Origin of the sequence: Methylobacterium durans, from assembly GCF_003173715.1 — a bacterium.
GTDB lineage: Bacteria > Pseudomonadota > Alphaproteobacteria > Rhizobiales > Beijerinckiaceae > Methylobacterium > Methylobacterium durans.
The window spans coordinates 3,317,693-3,338,359 of record NZ_CP029550.1 but is presented as its reverse complement, the minus strand read 5'-3'; the positions used below and the strand labels follow the sequence as shown (position 1 = coordinate 3,338,359).

Below are 20,667 nucleotides of genomic sequence, written 5' to 3'. Positions count from 1 at the left end.
GCGGGGCCGCGAACAATCGAGCGGCCCGCCCCTCAGGCGGTCGGATTTGCCGGGCCGGTCGGCGCGGGATCGGGCGTGATCCGCGGGGATTCTGCCGGATCGTTGATCGGGATCTCGGCCGGACGCGTGCCCGGCGCCTCCTGTGGCGTCCCGCCCGGAATCTCCGGGCCGGGACTGGGCGTCGGGGTCTGCGGCGGCTCGTAGGGAGTCTCCGGAATCGGAGCCTCGGGGATCGGACCGGGGTTCGACATGCGCGACGTTCCTCTGGATTTCAGACAGGATATCGTCGCCAACGGGCCCTCAGGTGCGGCGGTTCCTCGTGGAGCGGGGCCGCGATCCCTACTTCTTCGTCAGCAGGAGGTTGCCCTCCTTGCCGAGCGACTTGCGGATCTTCTCGGCGAAGAGCGCGAGCAAGAGCGGGAGCCGCACCTCGACCCGGACGCTGTCCTGGCCGACGTCGATCTGGCCGTCGACGCTCTGCGTCAGCGCCGAGAGGGCGAAGTCGAGCCGGTCGCCCGTCCAGGCGAGGTTGCCGATGGTGACGCCGCTCTTGCCGAGCAGCGCCCGGCCCTGCTCCACGCCCGTCTCGATGCGGCGTCGGGCCTCGTCCCGCCCGAGCTCGTGCGGGATCTCGACGATGAGGGGCTTGGCCATCTGCGGGTTTCGTCCTTCTCGGGCTGTCCCGCTCAGATGGGGCCGGCCGGAGCCTGCGACAACGCCGGGCGCTGGGATGCTCAGTCGACGACCTGGAGCGACACGTAAGTGGTGCCGCCCATGCCGAGCGCCCGGGCCGAGCCGCGGGACAGGTCGATGATGCGGCCGCGGACGAAGGGGCCCCGATCGTTGATGCGGACCACGACCGATCGCCCGGTGCGGGCGTCGGCGACCCGGACGCGCGTGCCGAAGGGCAGGCTGCGATGGGCGGCGGTCAACCCGTTCGGATTGAAGCGCTCGCCATTCGCCGTCCGGCTGCCGCTGCCGTACCAGGACGCCGCGCCGGACTGTGCCGAGGCGGTGTTCAGGGCAGCGACGGAGAGGACGGTTCCGAAAATGGCGGCGGCGGTCCAGCGAACGGGCTTCGTGTGCATCCCGCATTCCCTTGTTGTTGATGATGACCGCGGAAAATGAAGCGGATCTCGTCCAAAATGAGACGCCGTGTTTTGCACGCCGTTCAGCCTCGGTTCAGGCTAATTCCCCAGCGGAAACTCGGCCGATTCAGCGAAAGTATCGCGCAAGGACTGATTTCTTTCCAGGAACTTGGAGGGATGATCGCGATACATCGCGCAACTGGCGTCGCAAGAAGACCGATAGTCGAGCGAAAACGGCGATCGCCGCGTCGAGATCTGCGCTGAGCGAAACCCTGCCCCTCGAGATGTGCGGGAACCGGATCCGAGTTGCCCTATTGGCTGCGATTTCAGGGACGGACTTTATCCGAGCGCGCGCGGAACACGCGCTCGCGCGAATGCACGTGTCGTGGGGACGGCTCCAGTTGCCTTCACAGAGCCTCGAATTGCCACGGGTCAGCGCCCCCTGAGGTGAAGCGCGCGTGTACGAAGCACAGCGACAATCTATCGCCCATTCCTGCTTGCATCACCGCGTCTTACCGCAGTGCAGCGCAGGCATTGCACCGATGAACTTCGTGAACCCGGCAAAATCTGCAGCCCCAAATCGAGACGCATTTTGCCGGAGCCGGCAACCCGACCTTTACCCTACCCGCAGCATGGTGCCCCGGTCAGTCGCGTAACCGGTGTTTGCCATGGCTTCCCCGCGTACCGTGGTCGCCGGCGCCGCCGCCCGGAAACAAGTCTCGCGTACCGGGCGGCTCGCGTCGGCGCCACGGATGGGTCTCGTACCCGCCGTCCAGCGTCTTCCCGTCGACGATATCCAGATTGGCGACTGCATCGCCGCGATGAACAGCCTGCCGGCTGCCTCGGTCGACTGCGTCTTCGCCGACCCGCCCTACAATCTCCAACTCGGAGAGGGCTCGCTGCTGCGCCCGGACCAGAGCCGCGTCGACGCCGTCGACGACGATTGGGACAAGTTCGCGAGCCTCTCGCAATACGACGCCTTCACCCGTGACTGGCTCACGGCCGCCCGCCGGGTGATGAAGCCGAACGCCACGCTGTGGGTAATCGGGTCCTACCACAACATCTTCCGCGTCGGCAGCGTGCTGCAGGATCTCGGTTTCTGGATCCTCAACGACATCGTCTGGCGCAAGGCCAACCCGATGCCGAATTTCCGCGGCAAGCGCTTCACGAACGCGCACGAGACGCTGATCTGGGCATCGCGCGATCCGAACGCGAAGTACACCTTCCACTACGAAGCGCTCAAAGGAGGCAACGAGGACCTCCAGATGCGCTCGGACTGGTTCATCCCCCTCTGCACGGGCGAGGAGCGGCTGAAAGGCGCCGACGGCCAGAAGGTCCACCCCACGCAGAAGCCGGAAGCCCTGCTGGCCCGGACGCTGCTCTCCGCGACGAACCCGGGCGATGTGGTACTCGACCCGTTCTTCGGGACCGGCACGACGGGCGCGGTCGCCAAGCGCCTCGGGCGCCGCTTCATCGGCATCGAGCGCGAGACCGTCTACGCGGACGCCGCCCGCCGCCGCATCGCCGCCGTCGAGCCCCTGTCGCAGGCGGCGCTTGCCCTGGCGCCCGCCAAGCGCGCCGAGCCGCGGGTGCCCTTCCTCAGCGTGATCGAGGCCGGCCATGTCCGCGCTGGCGAGACGCTCACCGACGCCCGGGGCCGCTTCAAGGCGGTGGTCCGGCCGGACGGGACCGTGATGACCGGTCCGGTCAGCGGCTCGATCCACAAGATCGGCGCGCTCGTCCAGGGCCTGCCCGCCTGCAACGGCTGGGATTTCTGGCACGCGGAGCGGAACGGCCGGCGCGTCGTCATCGATACCTTCCGCGCCGAGATGCGCGCGCAGATGGGCTGAGGCCCCGCGGGCCCTCTCAGCGCTTCGACGAGCGGGGCCGCCGCGACCGCGTCGGGGGCCTCGGAGCGGGCGGCGTCTCGCCGCCGGCCTCGTCTCCCCCGTCCTCATGCTCCGCGGGCCGCGCCGCCGGTCGCGGCGCCGGCTTCGGCACAGGCCGGAAGCGCGACGGGGACGCCGGCTCGGGCGCGGGCGGCTCTGCAATGGCGAGGAGCGGGGCCGGCTCGGGCTCCCGCTTCGGCCGCCCGCGCGGCTTCCGCTCCGCCTCGGGCTTCGGATCGAAGGCGTGGGCCAGCACCTTCCTCATCAGTCCGGGCAGCGGTTCCTCGGCAAGGTCGCGCCCGGCCGTGAACCGCATGCCCTCCGGCGCCGACGTGGCGAGGCCAACCCGGGCATGGAACACGGTGAGTTCCAGCGGGAAATGCGTGAAGCCGTGGCGGACGAGGCCGGGCAGGCGCTTCCAGCGCGCGTCGAGGGGCGCGTCCAGAAGGGCGCGGGCCGGGTCGTAATCGGGCTCCCACGGGCTCATCGGCGGCTCGGCCATCGCCCCGAGGAGGCCGCCCGCGGGCCGGGTCCGCAGGAGGATCGCCTCGTCGCCGCTGCGCACGGCGACGAAGGCCGCACCCCGCCGCAGCGTACCCTTCACCGCCCTGACCTTGCGTGGGAAGGTCTCCTGCAGCCCAAGATCGCGGGCGCGGCAGGGCAGCATCCACGGACAGAGGGCGCAGGCCGGGCGCTTCGGCGTGCAGATCGTGGCACCGAGATCCATCACGGCCTGCGCGAAGTCGCCCGGACGGTCGGCCGGAACCAGGGCCTGCGTCAGCCGGCGGATCTCCGGGCGGCTGCCCGGCAGCGGCGCCTCGAGCGCGAAGAGGCGCGTCATCACCCGCTCGACATTGCCGTCGACCGCCGCCTCCTGCCGATCGAAGGCGATCGCCGCGATGGCACCGGCCGTGTAGGCGCCGATGCCAGGGAGCTTGCGCAAGCCCTCCGCCGTGTCCGGGAAGCGGCCGGCGATCGCCACGGCCTTGGCGCAGGCGTGGAGGTTGCGGGCGCGCGAGTAGTAGCCGAGGCCCGCCCAGGCCGACATCACGGCCTCTTCCGGAGCCCCCGCCAGGGCCTCGACGGTCGAGAAGCGCTCGAGGAAGCGCGCGAAATACGGCTTCACGGCCGCGATCGTCGTCTGCTGCAGCATCACCTCGGAGAGCCAGACCCGGTACGGATCCGGCCGCTCGCCCGGCAGCGCCCGCCAGGGCAGGACGCGCCGGTGCCGGTCGTACCAGTGCAGGAGGTCGGCGGCCCGAGGTTGGCCGGTCTGGGTGCCAGGCTTTGCCATGCGCGCCGGTGCATAGCCTTGCGTCCGCGCCTCTCCAAGGGGCTGCCCGTCGGCACCGCCTGAACGAGGCAGGTTTCCCGAAAGCCTGCCCGCGCTACACTGCACCGAAGCAACCGTTCTCTATCTCGCACTGGCAATCGCATGGCGCGCGTCAAACCGCTCGGCGAACTCATCGAGGCCTGCGTCGGCCCTGCCTTCGCAGCGCAAGGTTTTGCCTCGACCGACATCCTGGCGGCGTGGCCCGACATCGTCGGCCCGCGCCTCGCCCGCTTCTGCCAGCCCTCGAAGCTCGAATGGCCGCGCCGGCGGCGCAAGGACGAGGAGGGCCGTCCGGAATCCGGCACCCTCGTCGTGCGCGTCGAGGGCGTCTTCGCCCTCGAATTGCAGCATCTCGCCCCCGTGGTGATCGAGCGGATCAACGCGCATTACGGGTGGGCCTGCGTCGGGCGCATCGTGATGAAGCAGGGCCGCGTCGGGACGGCAGGGCGCCGCGCGGAGGCGGCGCGCATCGATCCCGCCCGCCGTGGCGAGGTGGCGCTCGCCGTCTCGAAGATCGGCGACGAGGCCCTGCGGGACGCCCTCGACAGGCTGGGGACGGCCGTGGTCGCGTCGGCGCCGAAGCGCTGAGGGCCGCCCAGGGGCTGCCCAGGGCGACAGCGCGGCGCCTTGCCACGATCATCCCGAGATTCTACCGCAGGCCCTATCTCTCGCAGGATCTGCCACCGGAGCCCGTCACGACATGATCACCCGGCGCGACGCCCTCAAAGCCACCGGTCTCGCCCTCGGCGCAGCCGTCCTCCTGCCGAGGCTGACCCTCTCGGCGCTCGCTGAGAGCGAGAACGTCGCGGCCCTGATGCAGCCCGGCCCCCTCGGCGACGTCTGGCTCGGGCCGAAGGACGCCAAGGTCACGATCATCGAGTACGCCTCGATGACCTGCTCGCACTGCGCTGCCTTCCACCGCCAGACCTGGCCGGTGCTCAAGGAGCGCTACATCGACACCGGCAAGGTCCGCTTCACCCTGCGCGAATTCCCCCTTGATCCGCTCGCCACCGCTGCCTTCATGCTGGCGCGCTGTGACGGTGACGCGAAGTACTACCCGATCACCGACCTGCTCTTCGACCAGCAGGCGAACTGGGCCTTCGTCCAGAAGCCGCAATCGCCCGTCGACGCCCTGGAGGCGCTGCTGCGGCAGGCCGGCATCTCGAAGGAGAAGTTCGAGGCCTGCCTCAAGGACCAGAAGCTCTACGCCGGCATCAACGCCGTGAAGCAGCGCGGCCTCGACACCTTCAAGGTGGATTCGACGCCGACCTTCTTCATCAACGGGGAGCGCTACAAGGGCGAGATGTCGATCGACGGCATGGAGAAAGTCATCAAGCCGATCCTCGGCGCCTGACCGCCGGATCCGGGGGGCCCGCGACCGGCCGGGCCACCCTTCCGCGCAAGGGCCGAAGAACCTTTCGGACAATGCGCGTCGAAACCGTGTTTCTCGAATGAATACAATAACTTAAGTCGTATACCACTCGCCTTGACACCCAAGAAGGGCGAAACTATGGTGCGCCGCGCTTGAAGGGGGCGTTCCAGCCGGTTCCTCTCGCTCTCGCCAATGTTGTGAGTATCGCCGTGAGCGGCAACGACACGCGAGACGGGGAGGAAAACGGTCGGGCAGCGGCACCGGACAGCGATCTCTCCGCGAGGCTCAGACGTCTCGAGACGCAGATTGAACGGAAGCGGCCCTCGGCCTCTCCCGGTCCTTCGTCGCGTTCCGGGTCTACCGGGCCGTCCCCCCTCGGGCAGGCGATGCGACTCTCCACGGAGTTCGTCGCCGGCGTGATAGCGGGGGGCATCCTCGGCTGGATCTTCGATCATCTTCTGGGGACTAAGCCCTGGGGCCTGATCGTGTTCCTGATGCTGGGCTTCGTCACGGGCGTCTACAACGTGATGCGCGCGTCCGGCTTCGGCGGACGGCGCTCCGGACCGGACGACCGGCGGGGATCTTGAGAGACGGCAGGCTTCACGGGACGGCCCGGGGCGGAATCCCGGGGCGTCCGGCTGACAACAAGGGACGGAAGCGGGCATGGCGGTCAGTGTAGACCCGATCCACCAGTTCGAGCTGAAGCCGCTCGTGTCGCTGGGGCACATCGGCAACCAGGAAATCGCCTTCACGCAGTCGGCGCTGTACATGTTCGCAGCGGTCGGCGTCATCGCGCTGATCACGATCGTGGCCACCTCCAGCCGCTCGGTGGTGCCGAGCCGGATGCAGTCGCTGGCCGAGATCTTCTACGAGTTCATCGCCGACACGCTCCACCAGGCGACCGGCGACGAGGGCAAGCGCTTCCTGCCGCTCGTCTTCTCCCTCTTCATGTTCGTGCTGGTGCTCAACCTGTTCGGGATGATCCCCTACGCCTTCGCGGTCACGAGCCACCTCATCATCACCTTCGGCCTCGCGGCCCTCGTGATCGGCGTCGTCATCGGCTATGGCGTCATGAAGCACGGCTCGCACTTCTTCGGCCTGTTCGTGCCGTCGGGTGTGCCGAAGCCTCTGCTCGCGATCCTCGTGCCGATCGAGATCATCTCCTTCGTGTCGCGGCCGATCAGCCTCTCCGTCCGTCTCTTCGCGAACGTTCTGGCTGGCCATATCGCGATGAAGATCTTCGCGTTCTTCGTGGCGGCGCTGCTTTCCGCCGGCGCCTGGAGCGTGCTATCGCCCCTGCCGCTCGCACTGACGATCGCGCTCACCGCCCTCGAGTTCCTGGTGGCCGCGCTGCAGGCCTACGTCTTCGCGACGTTGACGGCGATCTACCTCAACGACGCTCTTCACCCCGGCCACTGACGGTCGGCTCCACCCGCCGAAAGCGATCACTCGTTCTTCCAACACCTCAGGAGTTTCTCATGGATCCCGTCGCTGCGAAGTACATCGGCGCCGGCCTCGCCTGCCTCGGCATGGCGGGTGCGGGCATCGGCCTCGGCAACCTCTTCGGTCAGTTCCTCGCCGGCGCCCTTCGCAACCCCTCCGCGGCCGACGGCCAGCGCGCCACCCTGCTCCTGGGCTTCGCCCTCACCGAGGCGCTCGGCATCTTCTCGCTGCTGATCGCGCTCCTGCTGCTCTTCGCCGTCTGAGATCGGCGGACCCGCTGCCTCCGCGGCACCGGCCGCGGAGAGCCGCTCGACACGGGTGAGCGCTCCGAATGTGCGGGGCGCTCCTTTTTCATCAGCCAACGGACGAGGCCATGGCGCAGCCCAACGCACTCACCACCCCCCCGCCTGGCTCCGACACGCATGTGGGCGCGCACAGCGAGCAGCCCGCGCCGCACGGGGGTGCCTTTCCGCCCTTCGAGAGCCACACCTTCCTCTCGCAGCTGGTCTGGCTCGCGCTCGCCTTCGGGCTCCTCTACTACCTGATGGACAAGGTCGCCCTGCCGCGGATCCAGGCGATCCTGCACGACCGGGCGAACCGTCTCTCCTCCGATCTCGACGAAGCCCAGCGGATGAAGGCCGAGGCCGACGCCGCTGGCGCGGCCTACGAGAAGTCGCTCGCCGACGCGCAAGCCAAGGCCCGCGACATCGCGCAGGAGACCCGCAACGCTCTCGCCGCCGAGGCCGAGACGAAGCGCAAGGCCCTCGAGGCCGACCTCAACCAGAAGCTCGCCGCCTCCGAGGCGACCATCCGCCAGCGCACCGGCGAGGCGATGGGCAACGTCCGCGAGATCGCGGGCGAGACCGCTTCGGCCATCGTGGAGCGCCTGACCGGGCAGGCGCCGGACGGCGCCAGCCTCGACCGGGCGCTCGATCGCGCCGCCACCGCGCACTGAGACGGGAACGACACCGATGCTGATGACAGCGGAATTCTGGGTCGCCGTCGCGTTCGTCGTCTTCCTGGCGATCGTCTGGAAGGTCGGCGGGTTCGGCATGATGACCAAGGGTCTCGACGGCCGCGCCAAGCGCGTCCGCTCCGAGCTCGACGAGGCGCGCCGCCTGCGCGAGGAGGCCGCCGCGGTGCTGGCCGACTACAAGCGCCGCCGCACCGAGGCCGAGCGCGAGGCCGAGGCGATCGTCGCCTCCGCCCGCGAGGAGGCAGAGCGCATCGCCGAGGAGGGTCATATCCGCCTCAACGACTTCGTCGCTCGCCGCACCAAGACGGCCGAGACCAAGATCGCCCAGGCCGAGGCCCAGGCCGCCGCCCAGGTACGGGCCGCGGCGGCCGACGCCGCCGTGCGGGTCTCGGAGACGATCCTGCGCGAGCGCATGCAGGGCGAGGCCGCTCAGGACCTCGTCCGCCTCAGCCTCGGCGAGGTGCGCAACCGTCTGCGCGCCTGATCTGCGCCGACGCCCTTCGAGAAGCCGCCTCCGGGCGGCTTTTTCGTTTCGGAAGGCCGGGCACTCGAAAGGCAGCCATGCAGCCGATCATCGAGATCGAGAATCTCTCGAAGACCTACGCGTCCGGCCTCGCAGCGCTGAGCGAGGTGAGCCTCGCGATCCGACGGGGCGAGATCTTCGCGCTTCTCGGGCCGAACGGGGCCGGCAAATCGACCCTCATCAACATCGTCTGCGGCATCGTCACGCCGACCTCCGGCCGGGTGCGGGCGAACGGGCACGACATCCTGAGCGATTACCGCGCCGCCCGCCGGACGATCGGCCTCGTGCCGCAGGAACTGACGACGGACGCCTTCGAAACCGTCTGGGACACGGTGAGCTTCACCCGCGGGTTGTTCGGTCTGCGCAAGGATCCCGGCCATATCGAGCGGGTGCTGCGCGACCTCTCCCTGTGGGAGAAGCGCGACAGCCGCATCATGACATTGTCGGGCGGCATGAAGCGGCGCGTCCTCATCGCGAAGGCGCTCTCGCACGAGCCGCAGATCCTCTTCCTCGACGAGCCGACCGCGGGCGTCGACGTGGCGCTCCGCCAGGACATGTGGCGGCTGGTGCGGCGCCTGCGCGAGCAGGGCGTCACCGTGATCCTGACCACGCATTACATCGAGGAGGCCGAGGAGATGGCCGACAGGGTCGGCGTGATCCGGGGCGGACGCATCATCCTGGTCGAGGAGAAGGCCGAGCTGATGCGCAAGCTCGGCCGCAAGCAGCTCACCCTCCAGTTGCAGGCGCCGCTCTCGGCCCTGCCCGAATCACTGTCCGGGTTCGAGCTCGAACTCGCCGGCGGTGGACAGGAACTCGTCTACACCTACGACACCAAGGGCGAGCGCACCGGCATCACCGGGCTTCTCACGGCTTTGTCGGCCGCCGGCATCCGCTTCAGCGATCTCAACACCAGCCAGAGTTCGCTGGAGGACATCTTCGTCGACCTCGTGAAGGAGCGCGCATGAACTGGCACGCGGTCCGCGCCATCTACGGCTTCGAGATGGCCCGGTTCTGGCGCACCTCGATGCAGAGCATCCTGGCGCCGGTCATCTCGACCTCGCTCTACTTCGTGGTCTTCGGTGCTGCGATCGGCTCGCGGGTCAGCGCGGTCGACGGGGTGCCCTACGGGCTCTTCATCGTGCCCGGCCTGATGATGCTGGCTCTCCTGACGCAGAGCATCTCCAACGCCTCGTTCGGCATCTACTTCCCGCGCTTCGCCGGCACGATCTACGAGATCCTGTCGGCGCCGATCTCGCCAGTCGAGGTGGTGCTGGGCTATGTCGGCGCGGCGGCCTCGAAATCGATCCTGATCGGGCTCATCATCCTGGCGACCTCGGCCCTGTTCGTGCCGCTGCACATCGAGCATCCGGCCTGGATGGTGGCCTTCCTGCTGTTGACCGCGATCACCTTCAGCCTGTTCGGCTTCGTGATCGGGTTGTGGGCGGACGGGTTCGAGAAGCTGCAGCTCGTACCGCTTCTCATCGTGACGCCCCTCACCTTCCTCGGGGGCAGCTTCTACGCGATCGAGATGCTGCCGCCCTTCTGGCGGGTGGTGAGCCTGTTCAACCCGGTCGTCTACCTGATCAGCGCCTTCCGCTGGAGCTTCTTCGGCAAGGCCGACGTCAGCCTCGGCGTCAGCGTCGCGATGACCTGCCTGTTCCTCGCCCTCTGCCTCGGCCTCGTCACCTACATCTTCCGCACCGGCTACCGGCTGAAGAGCTGATCCGTCAGGGCCGCGCGGCGAGGAAGGCGAGAACGCCGTCCCGGTGGGCCTTGGCGCCGACCGCGGTGCTGTGGTCGCGGTCGGGGAGCTCCAGCGCCCGGGCGTTCGGCATCAGGGCGGCGAGGCCCGCGGCGGAGCCCGCCACGGTGTCGAGGGTGCCGACGGTGACGAGGGCCGGCACCTCGATCTGGGCAATCTCGGCCCGCGACAGGGTCTGGCGCGAGCCCCGCATGCAGGCGGCGAGCGCCCGCAGGTCGCTCTTCGTCTGCTCGGCGAAGGTGCGGAAAGCCTGCGCGGTCGGATTCGGGGCCGGCGTGCCGGGGGGCGCCTCCAGCGCCTCGGCGATGCCGCTCGGAAGCCCCCTCCCCTCCACGAGATGCATCCCGAGGCCGCCGAACAGGGCCGAGCGGACCCGCTCCGCATGGTCGAGGGCGAGGTAGGCGGTGATGCGGGCGCCCATCGAGTAACCCATGATGTCGGCCCGCGCGATGCCGAGATGGTCCAGGAGGCGCCGCGCGTCGCCCGCCATCGCCTCGGAGCTGTAGGCCGCCGGATCGTAGAGCTTCTCGCTCTCGCCGTGGCCGCGATTGTCGAGGGCGACCACCCGGTAGCCGGCCTGGCTCAGCGTCTTCACCCAGAGCGTGTTGACCCAGTTGACCACGTGGTTCGAGGCGAAGCCGTGGATCAGCAGGACGGGATCGCCCTTGCCCAGGTCATCTCCGCCGCCGACGGCCGGCACGTCGATATAGGCGATGGTCACGCCGTCGGAATCGAAGGTCTGCATCTCGTCGCCGCCTCTCGGATCGTCGCCGACCCGCTTAGATCAGCCGAGCCGCGCGGCGCAATGCGCCCGCGGCTTGCGGCGTGACGATCCGGCTGGCATCACCATCGTCGATGAAGGACACGCAGCCCTACGGAACCTACGCGCCCGCCGGTCTCGTCGCGCGCATCGCCGATCGGACCGGGCGGTTCTCGCCGGATACCTGGCGCGGCCGCCGGCTCGCGCTGGCATTGCGCCGGCTCGCGATCACGCTGCTGCGCGGCCAGCCCCTCGACGTGGAGCGCTTCGGCGCCCGGATGCGGCTCTATCCCTACAACAACAACTGCGAGAAGAAGGTGCTCTTCACCCCGCAGTTCTTCGATCCGAAGGAGCGCGCCCTCCTGAAGGAGCGGCTGCCGCAGAACGGCGTCTTCCTCGACATCGGCGCCAATATCGGCGCCTACGCGCTGTTCGTGGCGGCCTTCGCCGGACCGCGCGCCCGCATCCTCGCCGTCGAGCCGCAGCCCGACGTGTTCGACCGGCTCACCTACAACATCGCCCAGAACCCGTTCGGTACCGTGAAGGCCATCGCCTGCGCGCTCGCCGACCGGGCGGGCGAACTCACGCTCTTCATTGACCCGCGCAACCGCGGCGAATCGAGCCTCAAGATCGTGGGCACCAACGAGGGCGCGCAGATCAAGGTCCCGGCCATGACGCTGCTCGATCTCGTGCGCGGCGAGGGCATCGAGCGGATCGACGCGATCAAGCTCGACGTGGAGGGCGCCGAGGATCTGATCCTGGAGCCGTTCCTGCGTGAGGCGCCGCCCGCGCTGCTGCCAAAGCTGCTGCTCGTGGAGAACGGCACCGACCGCTGGCAGCTCGACCTGCCGAAGCACCTCGAGGGCTACGGCTATCGGGAGATCACCCGGACCAAGCTGAACTTGGTGTTCGAGCGAGGGGCGTGAGGTAGAGGCTGGCTCAATCCGGCGTGACCACGGGGATCGCCTCGGCGATCGCCACACCACGCTCGTCGATCCGGCAACGATGGGCGTGCACCGCGACGCCCGCTTCTCGCGCCGCTCGGAACGCCCGGTCGAAGGCGGGGTCGATGTCCCGCGCCACGTCGAAGGCGGCGGCGTGCATCTGGACCACGATGATGACGACGGCTCGGCCGCCCGCCGCCACGACCGCGGCGAGCTCCTCCATGTGCCGGGCGCTGCGCGCGGCCTTGCAGTCGGGAAACTCCGCGAGCCCCGGGCGCCGCATGAGATGGCAGTTCTTCACCTCGACATGGCAGGGCGGCAGGCCCTCCGCCGTGGCGAGGAAGTCGACGCGGCTCGCCCGCCCGTACCGGACTTCCGGCCTGAGCGCCGTGTAGCCTGCCAGAACGGGAAGCCGCTCCTCGCCGAACGCCTCGGCCACCAGGGCGTTCGGGCGCATCGTGTTGATGCCGACCCATTGCGGGCCACCCGGCAGGTCCGCCTCCACCAGTTCCCAGGAATAGGCGAGCTTGCGGCCTGACCCGCTGGCCGGGGACAGGAGCACCCGGCTGCCCGGTGCGATGAGCCCGAGCATCGCGCCGGGATTCGCGCAATGGGCGGTGACCACCGATCCGTCCGCGAGCGCCACGTCGGCGAGGAAGCGCTTGTAGCGTTGGACGAGGCGTCCCTCGATGAGGGCGTGTGGAAACTGCATCGAAGACCTTGGGATTGGCAAGCGCGGCGGGAGATCCCGCATTTTCCCCGCCCTGGCGATGCGACGCAGTCGCGCTAAGTCGGTGGGACCCGCCCTCCCGCCCCGATCCTGATGACGACCGACCCGCACGCCGTGACCGCCGCCATCCTCGTCATCGGCGACGAGATCCTATCCGGCCGGACGAAAGACAAGAACATCGGCTCCATTGCCGACTACCTCACGGCGGTCGGCATCGACCTGCGCGAAGTCCGCATCGTGCCGGACGAGGCGCCCATGATCGTCGAGGCGGTGAACGCGCTTCGCGCCCGGTACACCTACCTCTTCACCACCGGCGGCATCGGACCGACGCACGACGACATCACGGCCGATTGCGTGGCGGAAGCCTTCGGAGTCGGCATCGACGTCGACCCGAGGGCGCGCGCGATGCTGCTCGAACGCATCAAGCCCGAGGATCTCAACGCCGCGCGCCTGCGCATGGCCCGCATCCCGGACGGCGCCGACCTCATCCCGAATCCGATCTCGAAGGCGCCCGGCTTCCGCATCGGCAACGTCTTCGTGATGGCGGGCGTGCCGGCGATCATGCAGGCCATGCTCGACGAGATCGGCCCGACGCTCCGGACCGGCGCCCGCGTGATCTCGGAGACGATCGAAGTCGGCAACATCCCCGAGGGGGCCTACGCCTCCGATCTCGCTTCGATCGCCGGCGCGCATCCGGGCGTCTCGATCGGCTCCTATCCGTCGATGACGCAAGGCGGGTTCCTCAATCGGATCGTGGTCCGCGGCAAGGACGCCGCCGCGGTCGCGGCGGCGCGGGCCGAGATCGCGGCGCTGGTGGCGCGGCTGCGCGCGTGAATGTTCACACCGTCGGGCGGCGGCCCGCCAAGCTGAGCGGAGACGATGACGGAGCGGGACCGAGCCGAAGCGATCGCCAAACACGATGCGATGATCGATGCCGTCGACGAGATCGGCCGGCCGGACGCCTTCGTTCTGCACGAGGTGATCCGCCACGAGGGCGACGAGGAGTTGCGCCGGCACGGGCTCGCCCTCTTCCTCTCGGCCTTCGCCGCGGGCCTCAGCATCGCCCTGTCGCTAATTGTCCCGGGCGTGCTGAAGGCGCACCTGCCCTCGACCGAGTGGGCGAAGCTCGTCACCACGATGGGCTACGCGGTTGGCTTCCTCGTCGTGGTGCTCGGGCGCCAGCAATTGTTCACCGAGAACACCATCACGCCGATCCTGCCCTTGCTCCACGACCGCTCGGCGAAGACCGCGTTCCGGGTGCTGCGCCTGTGGGCGATCGTGCTCGCCGGCAACATCCTCGCGACCGCCGCCATCGCCACGGTGCTGGCGCACTCGGACGCCTTCGGGCCGGGCGTGACGGCGGCGTTCGCCGAGATCAGCCACCACACCATCGCCTTCCCGTTCGGAGCGACCGTGATCAAGGCGATCTTCGCCGGCTGGATCATCGCCCTGATGGTGTGGATCCTGCCCGCGACCGGCACCGCGGCGCCCTTCATCATCCTCCTGATGACCTGGCTTGTCGCGATGTGCGGGCTCGCCCATGTCGTGGCGGGCTCGGTCGAGGCGTTCTTCCTGGTGGCGAGCGGCGCCGCCACCCTCAGCGACTACGCCTTCCGGTTCTTCCTGCCGACGCTCATCGGAAACGTGTTCGGCGGCGTCGCCCTCGTCGCCGTGCTGAATTACGGGCAGGTCGCGCCGGAGGTCGAGGAGAACCGGGAGGTCGAGGCCGGGCCGGCCGAGCGCTGAACCCGCTCAGGTCGCCGTCCTGTCCGCGTCGAGGGCGCCGCGGACATAGCCGCGCGAGATCAACCGGTCGCGGCGCAACGTCCGGCGCTCCGCCTCGCAGAGATCGGTTAAGGCGTCGCGGATGATCGCTAGCATGGCCGCCTCGGCGTCCCCTCGGCGGCGTCGAGATAGGCTGCCGCGATGGCCTCGACCGTCGGCGGGTGAGTGGATTCTGCGCTTCGTGCCGGGGCCATCGGGTGTCCTGTCGTGCGAACAGAACAAGAACACGCCACGGCGACAGGGGCTCGGTCAAGGGTGGCGCGGTTGCGAAACTGAACGAATGCACACGCTGACGCTCCGGCCGGGTTCAGACGAGCCTGCGGATGATCGCGCATGACGTCAGCCGCGCGATCCCGCCGGCCCGTCCCGGAGCCAGAATTCCGTGTCGAGTCCGATCCTGTTGCGCCTCTGCGGCCTCGCGGCCGTCGCGCTCGCCGGTAGCGCCCACGCTGCCGATTTCGACGCTCCCTATCCGCCGCGCGGCGGCGAGGTGGAGTTCGAGCGGGCCCCGCCACCCCCGCCTCCGCCGCCGGAGCCCCGACTTCACGGGCCGCGCTTCACGGCCGGCCCCCGATTCGAGCCGCCGGTCGACGAATGCCGGGTCATCGTGAAGCGGCGCCTGGACGCCTATGGCGACGAGGTGGTGCGGAGGGTGAAGATCTGCGACGAGCGGCCGGGCTTCGGCGGCGTCCCGCGTTTCAGCCGCGGCGATTACGATCCTCCGCTCCCGCCCGCTCCGATCCCGCATGCCGGCTGGGACGGGCCGCGCTGGTAGGATCGGGACCGGTTCGGCAGGCCCCCTCTCCCGGGTCGGGAGAGGGAATCCGCGGTCTCGACGATCAGGCTCGCGCCGGCGCCTTCTTCAGGGCGGCGGCGAAGGCCTTGAGCTGGCGGTTGAGGTCCGCCAGCTCGTTCAGCGCGATGGTCTTGTGGCCGTCCTTGACGGCGCGCTCGATGTCCTCGACCTGCGAGGCGGCCAGCCGCCTCAGCGCATCCGCGAGTTGCTCCCGATTCATCGCCGCTCCCCGTCTCCGCTGCGCGTGGCTCTCGGGCCCGTGATAGGGCGCCTATGCTTAACCGCAGGTTTTTCAGGGCGCGCCGAGGCTGAAAATCAGGTGCGCCAGGGATGCGCCGGCAACTCGGTCGCGCCGATCGCGCTGGCGCCGGCCTCGGCCACTGCGTGGTCGTTCTCGACGGTCGATCCGCTGACGCCGATGGCGCCCGACATCACGCCGTCCTTGTCCACGATCGGGATACCGCCCGGGAACGTGATGAGCCCGTCATTCGAGTGCTCGATGCCGTAGAGCGGTCCGCCGGGCTGCGAGAGCTGGCCGATCTGTCCGGTCGGCATGCCGAAGAACAGGGCCGTCTTGGCCTTCTTCTGCGAGATGTCGATCGAGCCGACCCAGGCATCGTCCATCCGATAGAACGCCTTCAGGTTGCCGCCCGAATCGACGACGGCGATGCACATCTGGGTGCCGAGCTCGACCGCCTTGGCGCGGGCAGCCTCGATGGCCTCGTGCGCGTCCTCGATCGTCACGTGCATGGCAGATCTCCTTCGAGCTTGGCCGCTGAACGCGGCCTGCGGGGAATGGCTAGGGGTGGCGGCCGGTTCCGTCGCCGGGACGGCGGGACAGCCACGCGACGGACACGTAGGCGCCGAGCCAGGAGCCCAGCGCCGCGAACGTCACGTAGAACGCGTTCTGCGTATAGCTGATGACCGCGAAGGCGGAGAGCAGGTACCAGATCGCGCTCCAGTTCGCGGCCCGGACCCGCTGGCGGGCGCCCACGGCCGCGTTGAAGAACACGTAGGCGGCGTCCGTCACACCGGTGGCGATGAGGACGCCGAGGGCGACGAGGGGATCGATCGATGTGATGGACATGGGCGGCTCCCGGCGCCGTCCTGCCTCTGAAGGGAACGCTGGTTCGGAGCGGCGGCATGATGGCGGACTGGTCGAGCCAGGATGCGCCGGGTCGCGCCGGGCCCGCAACGGATTGCCGTTAGCGTACGGGCCCGGGGCGTCTGGTGACGCGCGCCCCGGACCCCATGCCGGCATCCCGGTCACGCCTGCGGCGCGCCGGGATGCCTTGCGTCCTACTTCGCGTTCATCGCATTCGCCTTCTCGATCAGCGCCTCGGCCATGCGGATCGAGGCGATGTCGATGAGGCGGCCGTCGAGGGAGACGGCGCCGCGGCCGGCTTTGGCGGCCTCTTCCATCGCCTCGAGGATGCGGCGGGCCTTGGTGACCTCGGCCTCGGAGGGGGTGAAGACCTCGTTGGCGAGCTCGATCTGGGTCGGGTGGATCGCCCACTTGCCCTCGAAGCCCAGCGCCGCGCAGCGCTTGGCCGCCGAGACGTAGCCGTCCGGATCCGAGAAATCGCCGAAGGGCCCATCGATCGGGCGCAGGCCGTAGGCGCGGCAGGCCACCAGCATCCGGTTCTGGGCGAAGAGCCACGGGTCCTGCCAGTGGGTCTGGCGGTTGCCGCCCTCGTCCTTGTCGGTCAGCACGCTGTAATCCTGGTTCACGCCGCCGATCACGGTCGAGCGGGCGCGGGCCGAGGCCGCGTAGTCGGCGACGCCGAAGGACATCGCCTCAAGGCGCTTCGAGGATTGCGCGATCGCCTCGACATTCGCCATGCCGAGCGCGGTCTCGATCAGCACCTCGAAGCCGATCTTCTTGTCGCGCTTCTTGGCCTGCTCGATCTGGGTGACGAGCACGTCGATGGCGTAGACGTCGGCCGGCACGCCGACCTTGGGAATCAGGATCATGTCCAGGCGGGGACACGCCTCGACGATATCGACCACGTCGCGGTACATGTAGTGGGTGTCGAGACCATTGATGCGGATCATCATGGTCTTGTTGCCCCAGTCGATCTCATTGAGCGCCTGGATGATGTTGGTGCGGGCCTTCTCCTTGTCGTCGGGCGCCACGGCGTCCTCGAGGTCGAGGAAGATCACGTCCGCGGCCGATTTCGACGACTTCTCCATGAAGGTCGGGTTCGAGCCGGGCACGGCGAGTTCCGAGCGGTGCAGGCGCGGGGTGGCCTGCTGGATCAGGGTGAAGCTCATCGGGGTCCTCCTTGGTGTTATGAAATTCCGGCGGGCAGCTAGGGCGCGGCCCGCACACGTTGCAACCAGTCGTCCGGCAAGCCCTGAGACAGGGCAGCCGGATCGTCGGCTCATCCGGTGGCGCCGAAGCCCACCGCGATGCAGTTGATCGAGAGGAGCAGCGCGGATTTCACCGCCTCGCGCTTGTCCTCGTCCTCCTCGCTGCGGAAGCGGCGCAGCAGCTCGACCTGCTCGCGGCTGACTTGGTTGATCGTCGGCAGGCGCTCGTTCAGCCGGTCACGGAACAGGGGGAAGCGCTCGGCGAGATCCCGGTCGCCGCTGACGCGGAGCGCCATCTCGCAGGTGAGGCGGTACTCGTCCTCGATCATGCGGAAGATGTTCGTGCGCACGCTCTCGTCCGGCACGAGGCTCGCATAGTCGCGGGCGATCTCCAGATCGACCATCAGGAGCGTCTTCTCGACCTCGTCGAGGATGAGCCGGAACAGGCGCGAGTCGCGGAACATCCGCTTGAGCTGCATCTCCCCCTGCGCGCCGCGCACGTCGAGGAAACTCTGGAGCCCCGAACCGACGCCGTACCAGCCCGTGATGACATGCCGGTTCTGCGACCACGCGAACACCCACGGGATCGCCCGCAGGTCGCCGAGCGAGCGGGCGCCGAAGCGGCGGGCCGGCCGCGAGCCGATGTTGAGGAGCGCGATCTCGTCGAGCGGGCTCGCGCAGCCGAAATAGGTCACGAGATCCGGGTGCTGGATCAGCTTGACGTAGGCGGCGCGGCTCGCACCCGAGAAGGCTTCCAGCACGTCGTCGAACTCGGCCCGCGGCAGCGAGGCCGCCTCGCGCTCGGATTTCAGGGCATGCTCGAAGACCGAGGAGGCGAGAAGCTCCATCTGATAGGCCGCCGTGCCGCGGTTCGCGTACTTGAAGGAGACCACCTCGCCCTGCTCGGTGGTGCGGAAGCGCCCGTTGATCGAGCCTGCCGGCTGGGCGGCGATGGCCCGCGCGGTCGGAGCGCCGCCGCGGCTCACCGAGCCGCCCCGGCCATGGAAGAAGGCGATCGGCACGCCGAGATGCTTGCCGAGCAGGGTGAGCTTCGACTGCGCCTTGTAGAGTTCCCAGTTCGAGGCGACGAAACCGCCGTCCTTGTTCGAATCCGAGTAGCCGATCATCACCTCCTGCACGCCGCCCTGCCAGCGGGTGGAGCGGCGCACGACGGGAATCGCGAGCAGCTCCTTCATGATGACGGGCGCGGCGCGCAGGTCGTCGATCGTCTCGAAGAGGGGCACGATCGGCAGCGGGCAGATCTCGGTGCCCGCCGTGTCGAGGTAGATGCCGGCCTCCTTGGCCAGCAGGTAGGCGCCGAGGATGTCGGGCACCGAGCGCGTCATCGAGAGGATGAAGGCGCCGAAGGCCTCGCGGTCGAGCTGCTCGCGCATCTCGCCGACGAGGGCGAAGGTCTCCAGCGTCTCGCGGGCATCGTCCGGCAGATCGTCGAAGGAGCGCTCCGGGTTGCGGGGCTTGGCGAGCTCGGCCAGCAGCCACGCCTTCCATTCCGGCGCCTCGACGTCGGGCGGGGTCTTGGCCTCCCCGTATTGCTGCCGCCAGAGGGCCTGGAGCGCCTTCGTGGTGCGGGTGCTGTTCTCGCGCAGATCCAGCCGCACGGTGGAGAAGCGGAAGATCTCGACCATCCGCCGCACCGGCCGGACGAGGTCGGTCGCGAGCGAGTCGCATTTCGAGTCGGCCAGCCCCTGCTCCAGGGTGCGCAGGTCGTTGATGAGGCCGTCCGCGCTGGGATAGTCCGGGCCCGGGGCGCGCCGACCTTCGTTGCGGGCGATCGTCGCCTCGAGCTTGCGCAGGATGCAGGTTAGGAACTGGCGGAACGCCTCGCCGGGGTTGCGGCCAGCGATGGCCTTGGCGTCCCCGCTCTCCGCGAGGAGATGGGCGAGTTCCCGCTTGAAGCTCTCCGGCACCGGCAGCGAGCGCTCGGTGAGGGAGAGCATGCGGCCGAGCCCGTTCACGCCGTCGCGGTAGCGGTGGAGCGAGGCGAGGGCGTTGCGCTGAAGCGTCGCCCGGGTGACACTGGCGGTGACGTAGGGGTTGCCGTCGCGGTCGCCGCCGATCCAGGAGCCGAACTGGAAGAAGGCCGGCACCTCGAACTTCTCGTCCGGGTAATATTGGGCGAGGCTCTCCTCCAGGGAGTAGAGCACCTCCGGCAGCATCTCGAACAGCGTCTCGTCGAAGAAGTGCAGGCCCCAGGCGACCTCGCGCTCGACGGTCGGCTTCTCGAGATGCAGCTCGCCCGTCATCCAGACCAGCTCGATCTGGTCGCGCAGATCGTTCATCAGGCCGTTGCGCTCGCGCTCGGTCCAGCGGGGCAGTTCCAGCTCGCGCAGCAGCAGGTAGATCCGGCGGAACTTCTCCAGCACGGTCACGCGCTTGCCCTCGGTCGGGTGCGCCGTGATGGTCGGGCGGATGCGCAGATCCTTCAGGAGGCCGTGGATGTCGCCGGCCGCGATGCCATTGGAGGCGGCCTCGGCCAGGATCTTGCTGAAGCTGCCGCCGAGCGCCGCGCGGCCCTCGTTCCGCTCGATGTGGCGGCGGCGGCGCATCGCGGCGTTCTGCTCGGCGATCGAGAGGAGCTGGAACCAGATGCCCTGCACCTGCAGGGCTCGGGCGAGAAGCTCCGGCGAGAATTCCGAGATGTTGGCGTTGCCGTGCAGGACCACCTCGAGCTCGGGCTCGTGGCGGCGCGCGACGTCGAGCAGCGCGTGGAACAGGATGTCGAGCGCCTCCTTCGAGGAGGTGCCCGTGATCACTGGCGGCGCGAAGACATGGTCGACCGCGGCGCCCGGCGAGGCATGCAGGGTATTGGTCATGGCTGATCGGGCCTCCCGCGCGACGGCAGCTCTCCTCCCCCTTGCGGGGAGGAGTCGGAGGTGGGGATGGCGCAGGAGGCACCGCGGAGCCTCGCGCGGAACCACCCCCACGCGGGATC

General features: G+C 69.1%; 26 protein-coding genes. 14 read left to right on the top strand and 12 right to left on the bottom strand.

All coding sequences use genetic code 11. From position 1 onward, the window contains the following. Positions 1-32: 32 nt before the first annotated feature. The 3 genes from DK389_RS15475 to DK389_RS15465 all read right to left on the bottom strand — a co-directional run bounded on the left by DK389_RS15475 (position 33) and on the right by DK389_RS15465 (position 1,088). A complete protein-coding gene (locus DK389_RS15475) occupies positions 33-251 on the bottom strand; it encodes a hypothetical protein (RefSeq protein ID WP_109890861.1) in 219 nt (72 codons plus the stop codon). Positions 252-339: 88 nt separating this feature from the next. After that, a complete protein-coding gene (locus DK389_RS15470) occupies positions 340-654 on the bottom strand; it encodes a polyhydroxyalkanoic acid system family protein (RefSeq protein ID WP_109890859.1) in 315 nt (104 codons plus the stop codon). An 80-nt stretch (positions 655-734) separates the two neighbouring features. Next, positions 735-1,088, bottom strand: coding sequence for a septal ring lytic transglycosylase RlpA family protein (locus tag DK389_RS15465; RefSeq protein ID WP_109890857.1), 354 nt, complete (start codon positions 1,086-1,088; stop codon positions 735-737). 668 nt (positions 1,089-1,756) lie between these two features. Here DK389_RS15465 and DK389_RS15460 point away from each other — a divergent pair. Then, positions 1,757-2,938, top strand: coding sequence for a site-specific DNA-methyltransferase (locus DK389_RS15460; RefSeq protein WP_109890855.1), 1,182 nt, complete (start codon positions 1,757-1,759; stop codon positions 2,936-2,938). 16 nt (positions 2,939-2,954) lie between these two features. Here the strand turns inward: DK389_RS15460 and DK389_RS15455 are convergent, their stop codons facing one another. Then, on the bottom strand, positions 2,955-4,271 hold the full coding sequence (locus DK389_RS15455) for an A/G-specific adenine glycosylase (RefSeq protein WP_109890853.1): 1,317 nt from the start codon (positions 4,269-4,271) through the stop codon (positions 2,955-2,957). A 141-nt stretch (positions 4,272-4,412) separates the two neighbouring features. Here DK389_RS15455 and DK389_RS15450 point away from each other — a divergent pair, with 141 nt between their 5' ends. The 9 genes from DK389_RS15450 to DK389_RS15410 all read left to right on the top strand — a co-directional run bounded on the left by DK389_RS15450 (position 4,413) and on the right by DK389_RS15410 (position 10,347). Next, complete coding sequence (locus tag DK389_RS15450; RefSeq protein ID WP_109890851.1) at positions 4,413-4,898, top strand: DUF721 domain-containing protein; 486 nt, start codon at positions 4,413-4,415, stop codon at positions 4,896-4,898. Between the two features lie 112 nt (positions 4,899-5,010). After that, positions 5,011-5,664, top strand: coding sequence for a DsbA family protein (locus DK389_RS15445; RefSeq protein WP_109890849.1), 654 nt, complete (start codon positions 5,011-5,013; stop codon positions 5,662-5,664). A gap of 227 nt (positions 5,665-5,891) precedes the next feature. After that, entirely contained in the window at positions 5,892-6,269 is a 378-nt protein-coding gene (locus DK389_RS15440) for an AtpZ/AtpI family protein (RefSeq protein WP_109896428.1), read from the top strand. A gap of 76 nt (positions 6,270-6,345) precedes the next feature. Continuing rightward, on the top strand, positions 6,346-7,101 hold the full coding sequence (locus DK389_RS15435) for a F0F1 ATP synthase subunit A (RefSeq protein ID WP_109890847.1): 756 nt from the start codon (positions 6,346-6,348) through the stop codon (positions 7,099-7,101). A gap of 59 nt (positions 7,102-7,160) precedes the next feature. Next, on the top strand, positions 7,161-7,388 hold the full coding sequence (locus DK389_RS15430; protein ID WP_007566773.1) for a F0F1 ATP synthase subunit C: 228 nt from the start codon (positions 7,161-7,163) through the stop codon (positions 7,386-7,388). 110 nt (positions 7,389-7,498) lie between these two features. After that, positions 7,499-8,080, top strand: coding sequence for a F0F1 ATP synthase subunit B (locus DK389_RS15425; RefSeq protein ID WP_109890845.1), 582 nt, complete (start codon positions 7,499-7,501; stop codon positions 8,078-8,080). A gap of 19 nt (positions 8,081-8,099) precedes the next feature. Beyond that, positions 8,100-8,585: a F0F1 ATP synthase subunit B family protein gene (locus tag DK389_RS15420; RefSeq protein ID WP_194075237.1), complete on the top strand. Its 486-nt coding sequence runs from the start codon at positions 8,100-8,102 to the stop codon at positions 8,583-8,585. Positions 8,586-8,662: 77 nt separating this feature from the next. Next, positions 8,663-9,589 carry an ABC transporter ATP-binding protein gene (locus tag DK389_RS15415; protein WP_109890841.1) on the top strand — a complete coding sequence of 309 codons (927 nt, stop codon included), beginning with the start codon at positions 8,663-8,665 and terminating at the stop codon, positions 9,587-9,589. Beyond that, positions 9,586-10,347, top strand: coding sequence for an ABC transporter permease (locus DK389_RS15410; protein WP_109890839.1), 762 nt, complete (start codon positions 9,586-9,588; stop codon positions 10,345-10,347). The genes DK389_RS15415 and DK389_RS15410 overlap by 4 nt, the downstream gene beginning before the upstream one ends. A gap of 4 nt (positions 10,348-10,351) precedes the next feature. On the opposite strand, the gene DK389_RS15405 is transcribed toward DK389_RS15410, so the two are convergent. Continuing rightward, on the bottom strand, positions 10,352-11,131 hold the full coding sequence (locus tag DK389_RS15405) for an alpha/beta fold hydrolase (protein ID WP_109890837.1): 780 nt from the start codon (positions 11,129-11,131) through the stop codon (positions 10,352-10,354). A gap of 110 nt (positions 11,132-11,241) precedes the next feature. Here DK389_RS15405 and DK389_RS15400 point away from each other — a divergent pair, with 110 nt between their 5' ends. Next, on the top strand, positions 11,242-12,072 hold the full coding sequence (locus DK389_RS15400) for an FkbM family methyltransferase (protein WP_109890835.1): 831 nt from the start codon (positions 11,242-11,244) through the stop codon (positions 12,070-12,072). 13 nt (positions 12,073-12,085) lie between these two features. Here the strand turns inward: DK389_RS15400 and sfsA are convergent, their stop codons facing one another. Beyond that, positions 12,086-12,802 (bottom strand): DNA/RNA nuclease SfsA, encoded by a 717-nt coding sequence (gene sfsA, locus DK389_RS15395; RefSeq protein ID WP_109890833.1) that lies wholly within the window; start codon positions 12,800-12,802, stop codon positions 12,086-12,088. A gap of 111 nt (positions 12,803-12,913) precedes the next feature. Between sfsA and DK389_RS15390 the strand changes: the two genes are divergently transcribed. Beyond that, positions 12,914-13,654, top strand: coding sequence for a competence/damage-inducible protein A (locus tag DK389_RS15390; protein WP_109890831.1), 741 nt, complete (start codon positions 12,914-12,916; stop codon positions 13,652-13,654). Between the two features lie 45 nt (positions 13,655-13,699). Beyond that, positions 13,700-14,566 (top strand): formate/nitrite transporter family protein, encoded by an 867-nt coding sequence (locus DK389_RS15385; protein ID WP_109890829.1) that lies wholly within the window; start codon positions 13,700-13,702, stop codon positions 14,564-14,566. A gap of 6 nt (positions 14,567-14,572) precedes the next feature. On the opposite strand, the gene DK389_RS35265 is transcribed toward DK389_RS15385, so the two are convergent. Then, positions 14,573-14,701 (bottom strand): hypothetical protein, encoded by a 129-nt coding sequence (locus tag DK389_RS35265; RefSeq protein ID WP_335645558.1) that lies wholly within the window; start codon positions 14,699-14,701, stop codon positions 14,573-14,575. 286 nt (positions 14,702-14,987) lie between these two features. Here DK389_RS35265 and DK389_RS15375 point away from each other — a divergent pair, with 286 nt between their 5' ends. Further along, entirely contained in the window at positions 14,988-15,380 is a 393-nt protein-coding gene (locus DK389_RS15375; RefSeq protein ID WP_109890827.1) for a hypothetical protein, read from the top strand. A gap of 64 nt (positions 15,381-15,444) precedes the next feature. Here DK389_RS15375 and DK389_RS33440 read toward each other — a convergent pair whose 3' ends face one another. The 5 genes from DK389_RS33440 to DK389_RS15355 form a co-directional block, all read right to left on the bottom strand. Beyond that, on the bottom strand, positions 15,445-15,621 hold the full coding sequence (locus DK389_RS33440) for a hypothetical protein (protein WP_165937749.1): 177 nt from the start codon (positions 15,619-15,621) through the stop codon (positions 15,445-15,447). A gap of 95 nt (positions 15,622-15,716) precedes the next feature. Continuing rightward, positions 15,717-16,151, bottom strand: coding sequence for a GlcG/HbpS family heme-binding protein (locus DK389_RS15370; protein WP_109890825.1), 435 nt, complete (start codon positions 16,149-16,151; stop codon positions 15,717-15,719). A 49-nt stretch (positions 16,152-16,200) separates the two neighbouring features. Beyond that, a complete protein-coding gene (locus DK389_RS15365; protein ID WP_109890823.1) occupies positions 16,201-16,488 on the bottom strand; it encodes a hypothetical protein in 288 nt (95 codons plus the stop codon). Between the two features lie 212 nt (positions 16,489-16,700). After that, a complete protein-coding gene (locus DK389_RS15360) occupies positions 16,701-17,675 on the bottom strand; it encodes an HpcH/HpaI aldolase/citrate lyase family protein (protein ID WP_109890821.1) in 975 nt (324 codons plus the stop codon). Positions 17,676-17,785: 110 nt separating this feature from the next. Next, positions 17,786-20,548: a phosphoenolpyruvate carboxylase gene (locus DK389_RS15355; protein WP_109890819.1), complete on the bottom strand. Its 2,763-nt coding sequence runs from the start codon at positions 20,546-20,548 to the stop codon at positions 17,786-17,788. Positions 20,549-20,667: the final 119 nt, after the last annotated feature.

Excerpts from the sequence above, each read along its gene's own strand:
- DK389_RS15355 (WP_109890819.1), bottom strand. The coding sequence starts at position 20,548 with ATGACCAATACCCTGCATGCCTCGCCGGGCGCCGCGGTCGACCATGTC.
- DK389_RS15445 (WP_109890849.1), top strand. The coding sequence starts at position 5,011 with ATGATCACCCGGCGCGACGCCCTCAAAGCCACCGGTCTCGCCCTCGGC.
- DK389_RS15365 (WP_109890823.1), bottom strand. The coding sequence starts at position 16,488 with ATGTCCATCACATCGATCGATCCCCTCGTCGCCCTCGGCGTCCTCATC.
- DK389_RS15385 (WP_109890829.1), top strand. The coding sequence starts at position 13,700 with ATGACGGAGCGGGACCGAGCCGAAGCGATCGCCAAACACGATGCGATG.
- DK389_RS15405 (WP_109890837.1), bottom strand. The coding sequence starts at position 11,131 with ATGCAGACCTTCGATTCCGACGGCGTGACCATCGCCTATATCGACGTG.
- DK389_RS15475 (WP_109890861.1), bottom strand. The coding sequence starts at position 251 with ATGTCGAACCCCGGTCCGATCCCCGAGGCTCCGATTCCGGAGACTCCC.
- DK389_RS15435 (WP_109890847.1), top strand. The coding sequence starts at position 6,346 with ATGGCGGTCAGTGTAGACCCGATCCACCAGTTCGAGCTGAAGCCGCTC.
- DK389_RS15370 (WP_109890825.1), bottom strand. The coding sequence starts at position 16,151 with ATGCACGTGACGATCGAGGACGCGCACGAGGCCATCGAGGCTGCCCGC.
- DK389_RS15425 (WP_109890845.1), top strand. The coding sequence starts at position 7,499 with ATGGCGCAGCCCAACGCACTCACCACCCCCCCGCCTGGCTCCGACACG.
- DK389_RS15410 (WP_109890839.1), top strand. The coding sequence starts at position 9,586 with ATGAACTGGCACGCGGTCCGCGCCATCTACGGCTTCGAGATGGCCCGG.
- DK389_RS15470 (WP_109890859.1), bottom strand. The coding sequence starts at position 654 with ATGGCCAAGCCCCTCATCGTCGAGATCCCGCACGAGCTCGGGCGGGAC.
- DK389_RS15460 (WP_109890855.1), top strand. The coding sequence starts at position 1,757 with ATGGCTTCCCCGCGTACCGTGGTCGCCGGCGCCGCCGCCCGGAAACAA.
- DK389_RS33440 (WP_165937749.1), bottom strand. The coding sequence starts at position 15,621 with ATGAATCGGGAGCAACTCGCGGATGCGCTGAGGCGGCTGGCCGCCTCG.
- DK389_RS15430 (WP_007566773.1), top strand. The coding sequence starts at position 7,161 with ATGGATCCCGTCGCTGCGAAGTACATCGGCGCCGGCCTCGCCTGCCTC.
- DK389_RS15455 (WP_109890853.1), bottom strand. The coding sequence starts at position 4,271 with ATGGCAAAGCCTGGCACCCAGACCGGCCAACCTCGGGCCGCCGACCTC.
- DK389_RS15360 (WP_109890821.1), bottom strand. The coding sequence starts at position 17,675 with ATGAGCTTCACCCTGATCCAGCAGGCCACCCCGCGCCTGCACCGCTCG.
- DK389_RS15390 (WP_109890831.1), top strand. The coding sequence starts at position 12,914 with ATGACGACCGACCCGCACGCCGTGACCGCCGCCATCCTCGTCATCGGC.
- sfsA (WP_109890833.1), bottom strand. The coding sequence starts at position 12,802 with ATGCAGTTTCCACACGCCCTCATCGAGGGACGCCTCGTCCAACGCTAC.
- DK389_RS15400 (WP_109890835.1), top strand. The coding sequence starts at position 11,242 with ATGAAGGACACGCAGCCCTACGGAACCTACGCGCCCGCCGGTCTCGTC.
- DK389_RS15415 (WP_109890841.1), top strand. The coding sequence starts at position 8,663 with ATGCAGCCGATCATCGAGATCGAGAATCTCTCGAAGACCTACGCGTCC.
- DK389_RS15450 (WP_109890851.1), top strand. The coding sequence starts at position 4,413 with ATGGCGCGCGTCAAACCGCTCGGCGAACTCATCGAGGCCTGCGTCGGC.
- DK389_RS35265 (WP_335645558.1), bottom strand. The coding sequence starts at position 14,701 with ATGCTAGCGATCATCCGCGACGCCTTAACCGATCTCTGCGAGGCGGAG.
- DK389_RS15465 (WP_109890857.1), bottom strand. The coding sequence starts at position 1,088 with ATGCACACGAAGCCCGTTCGCTGGACCGCCGCCGCCATTTTCGGAACC.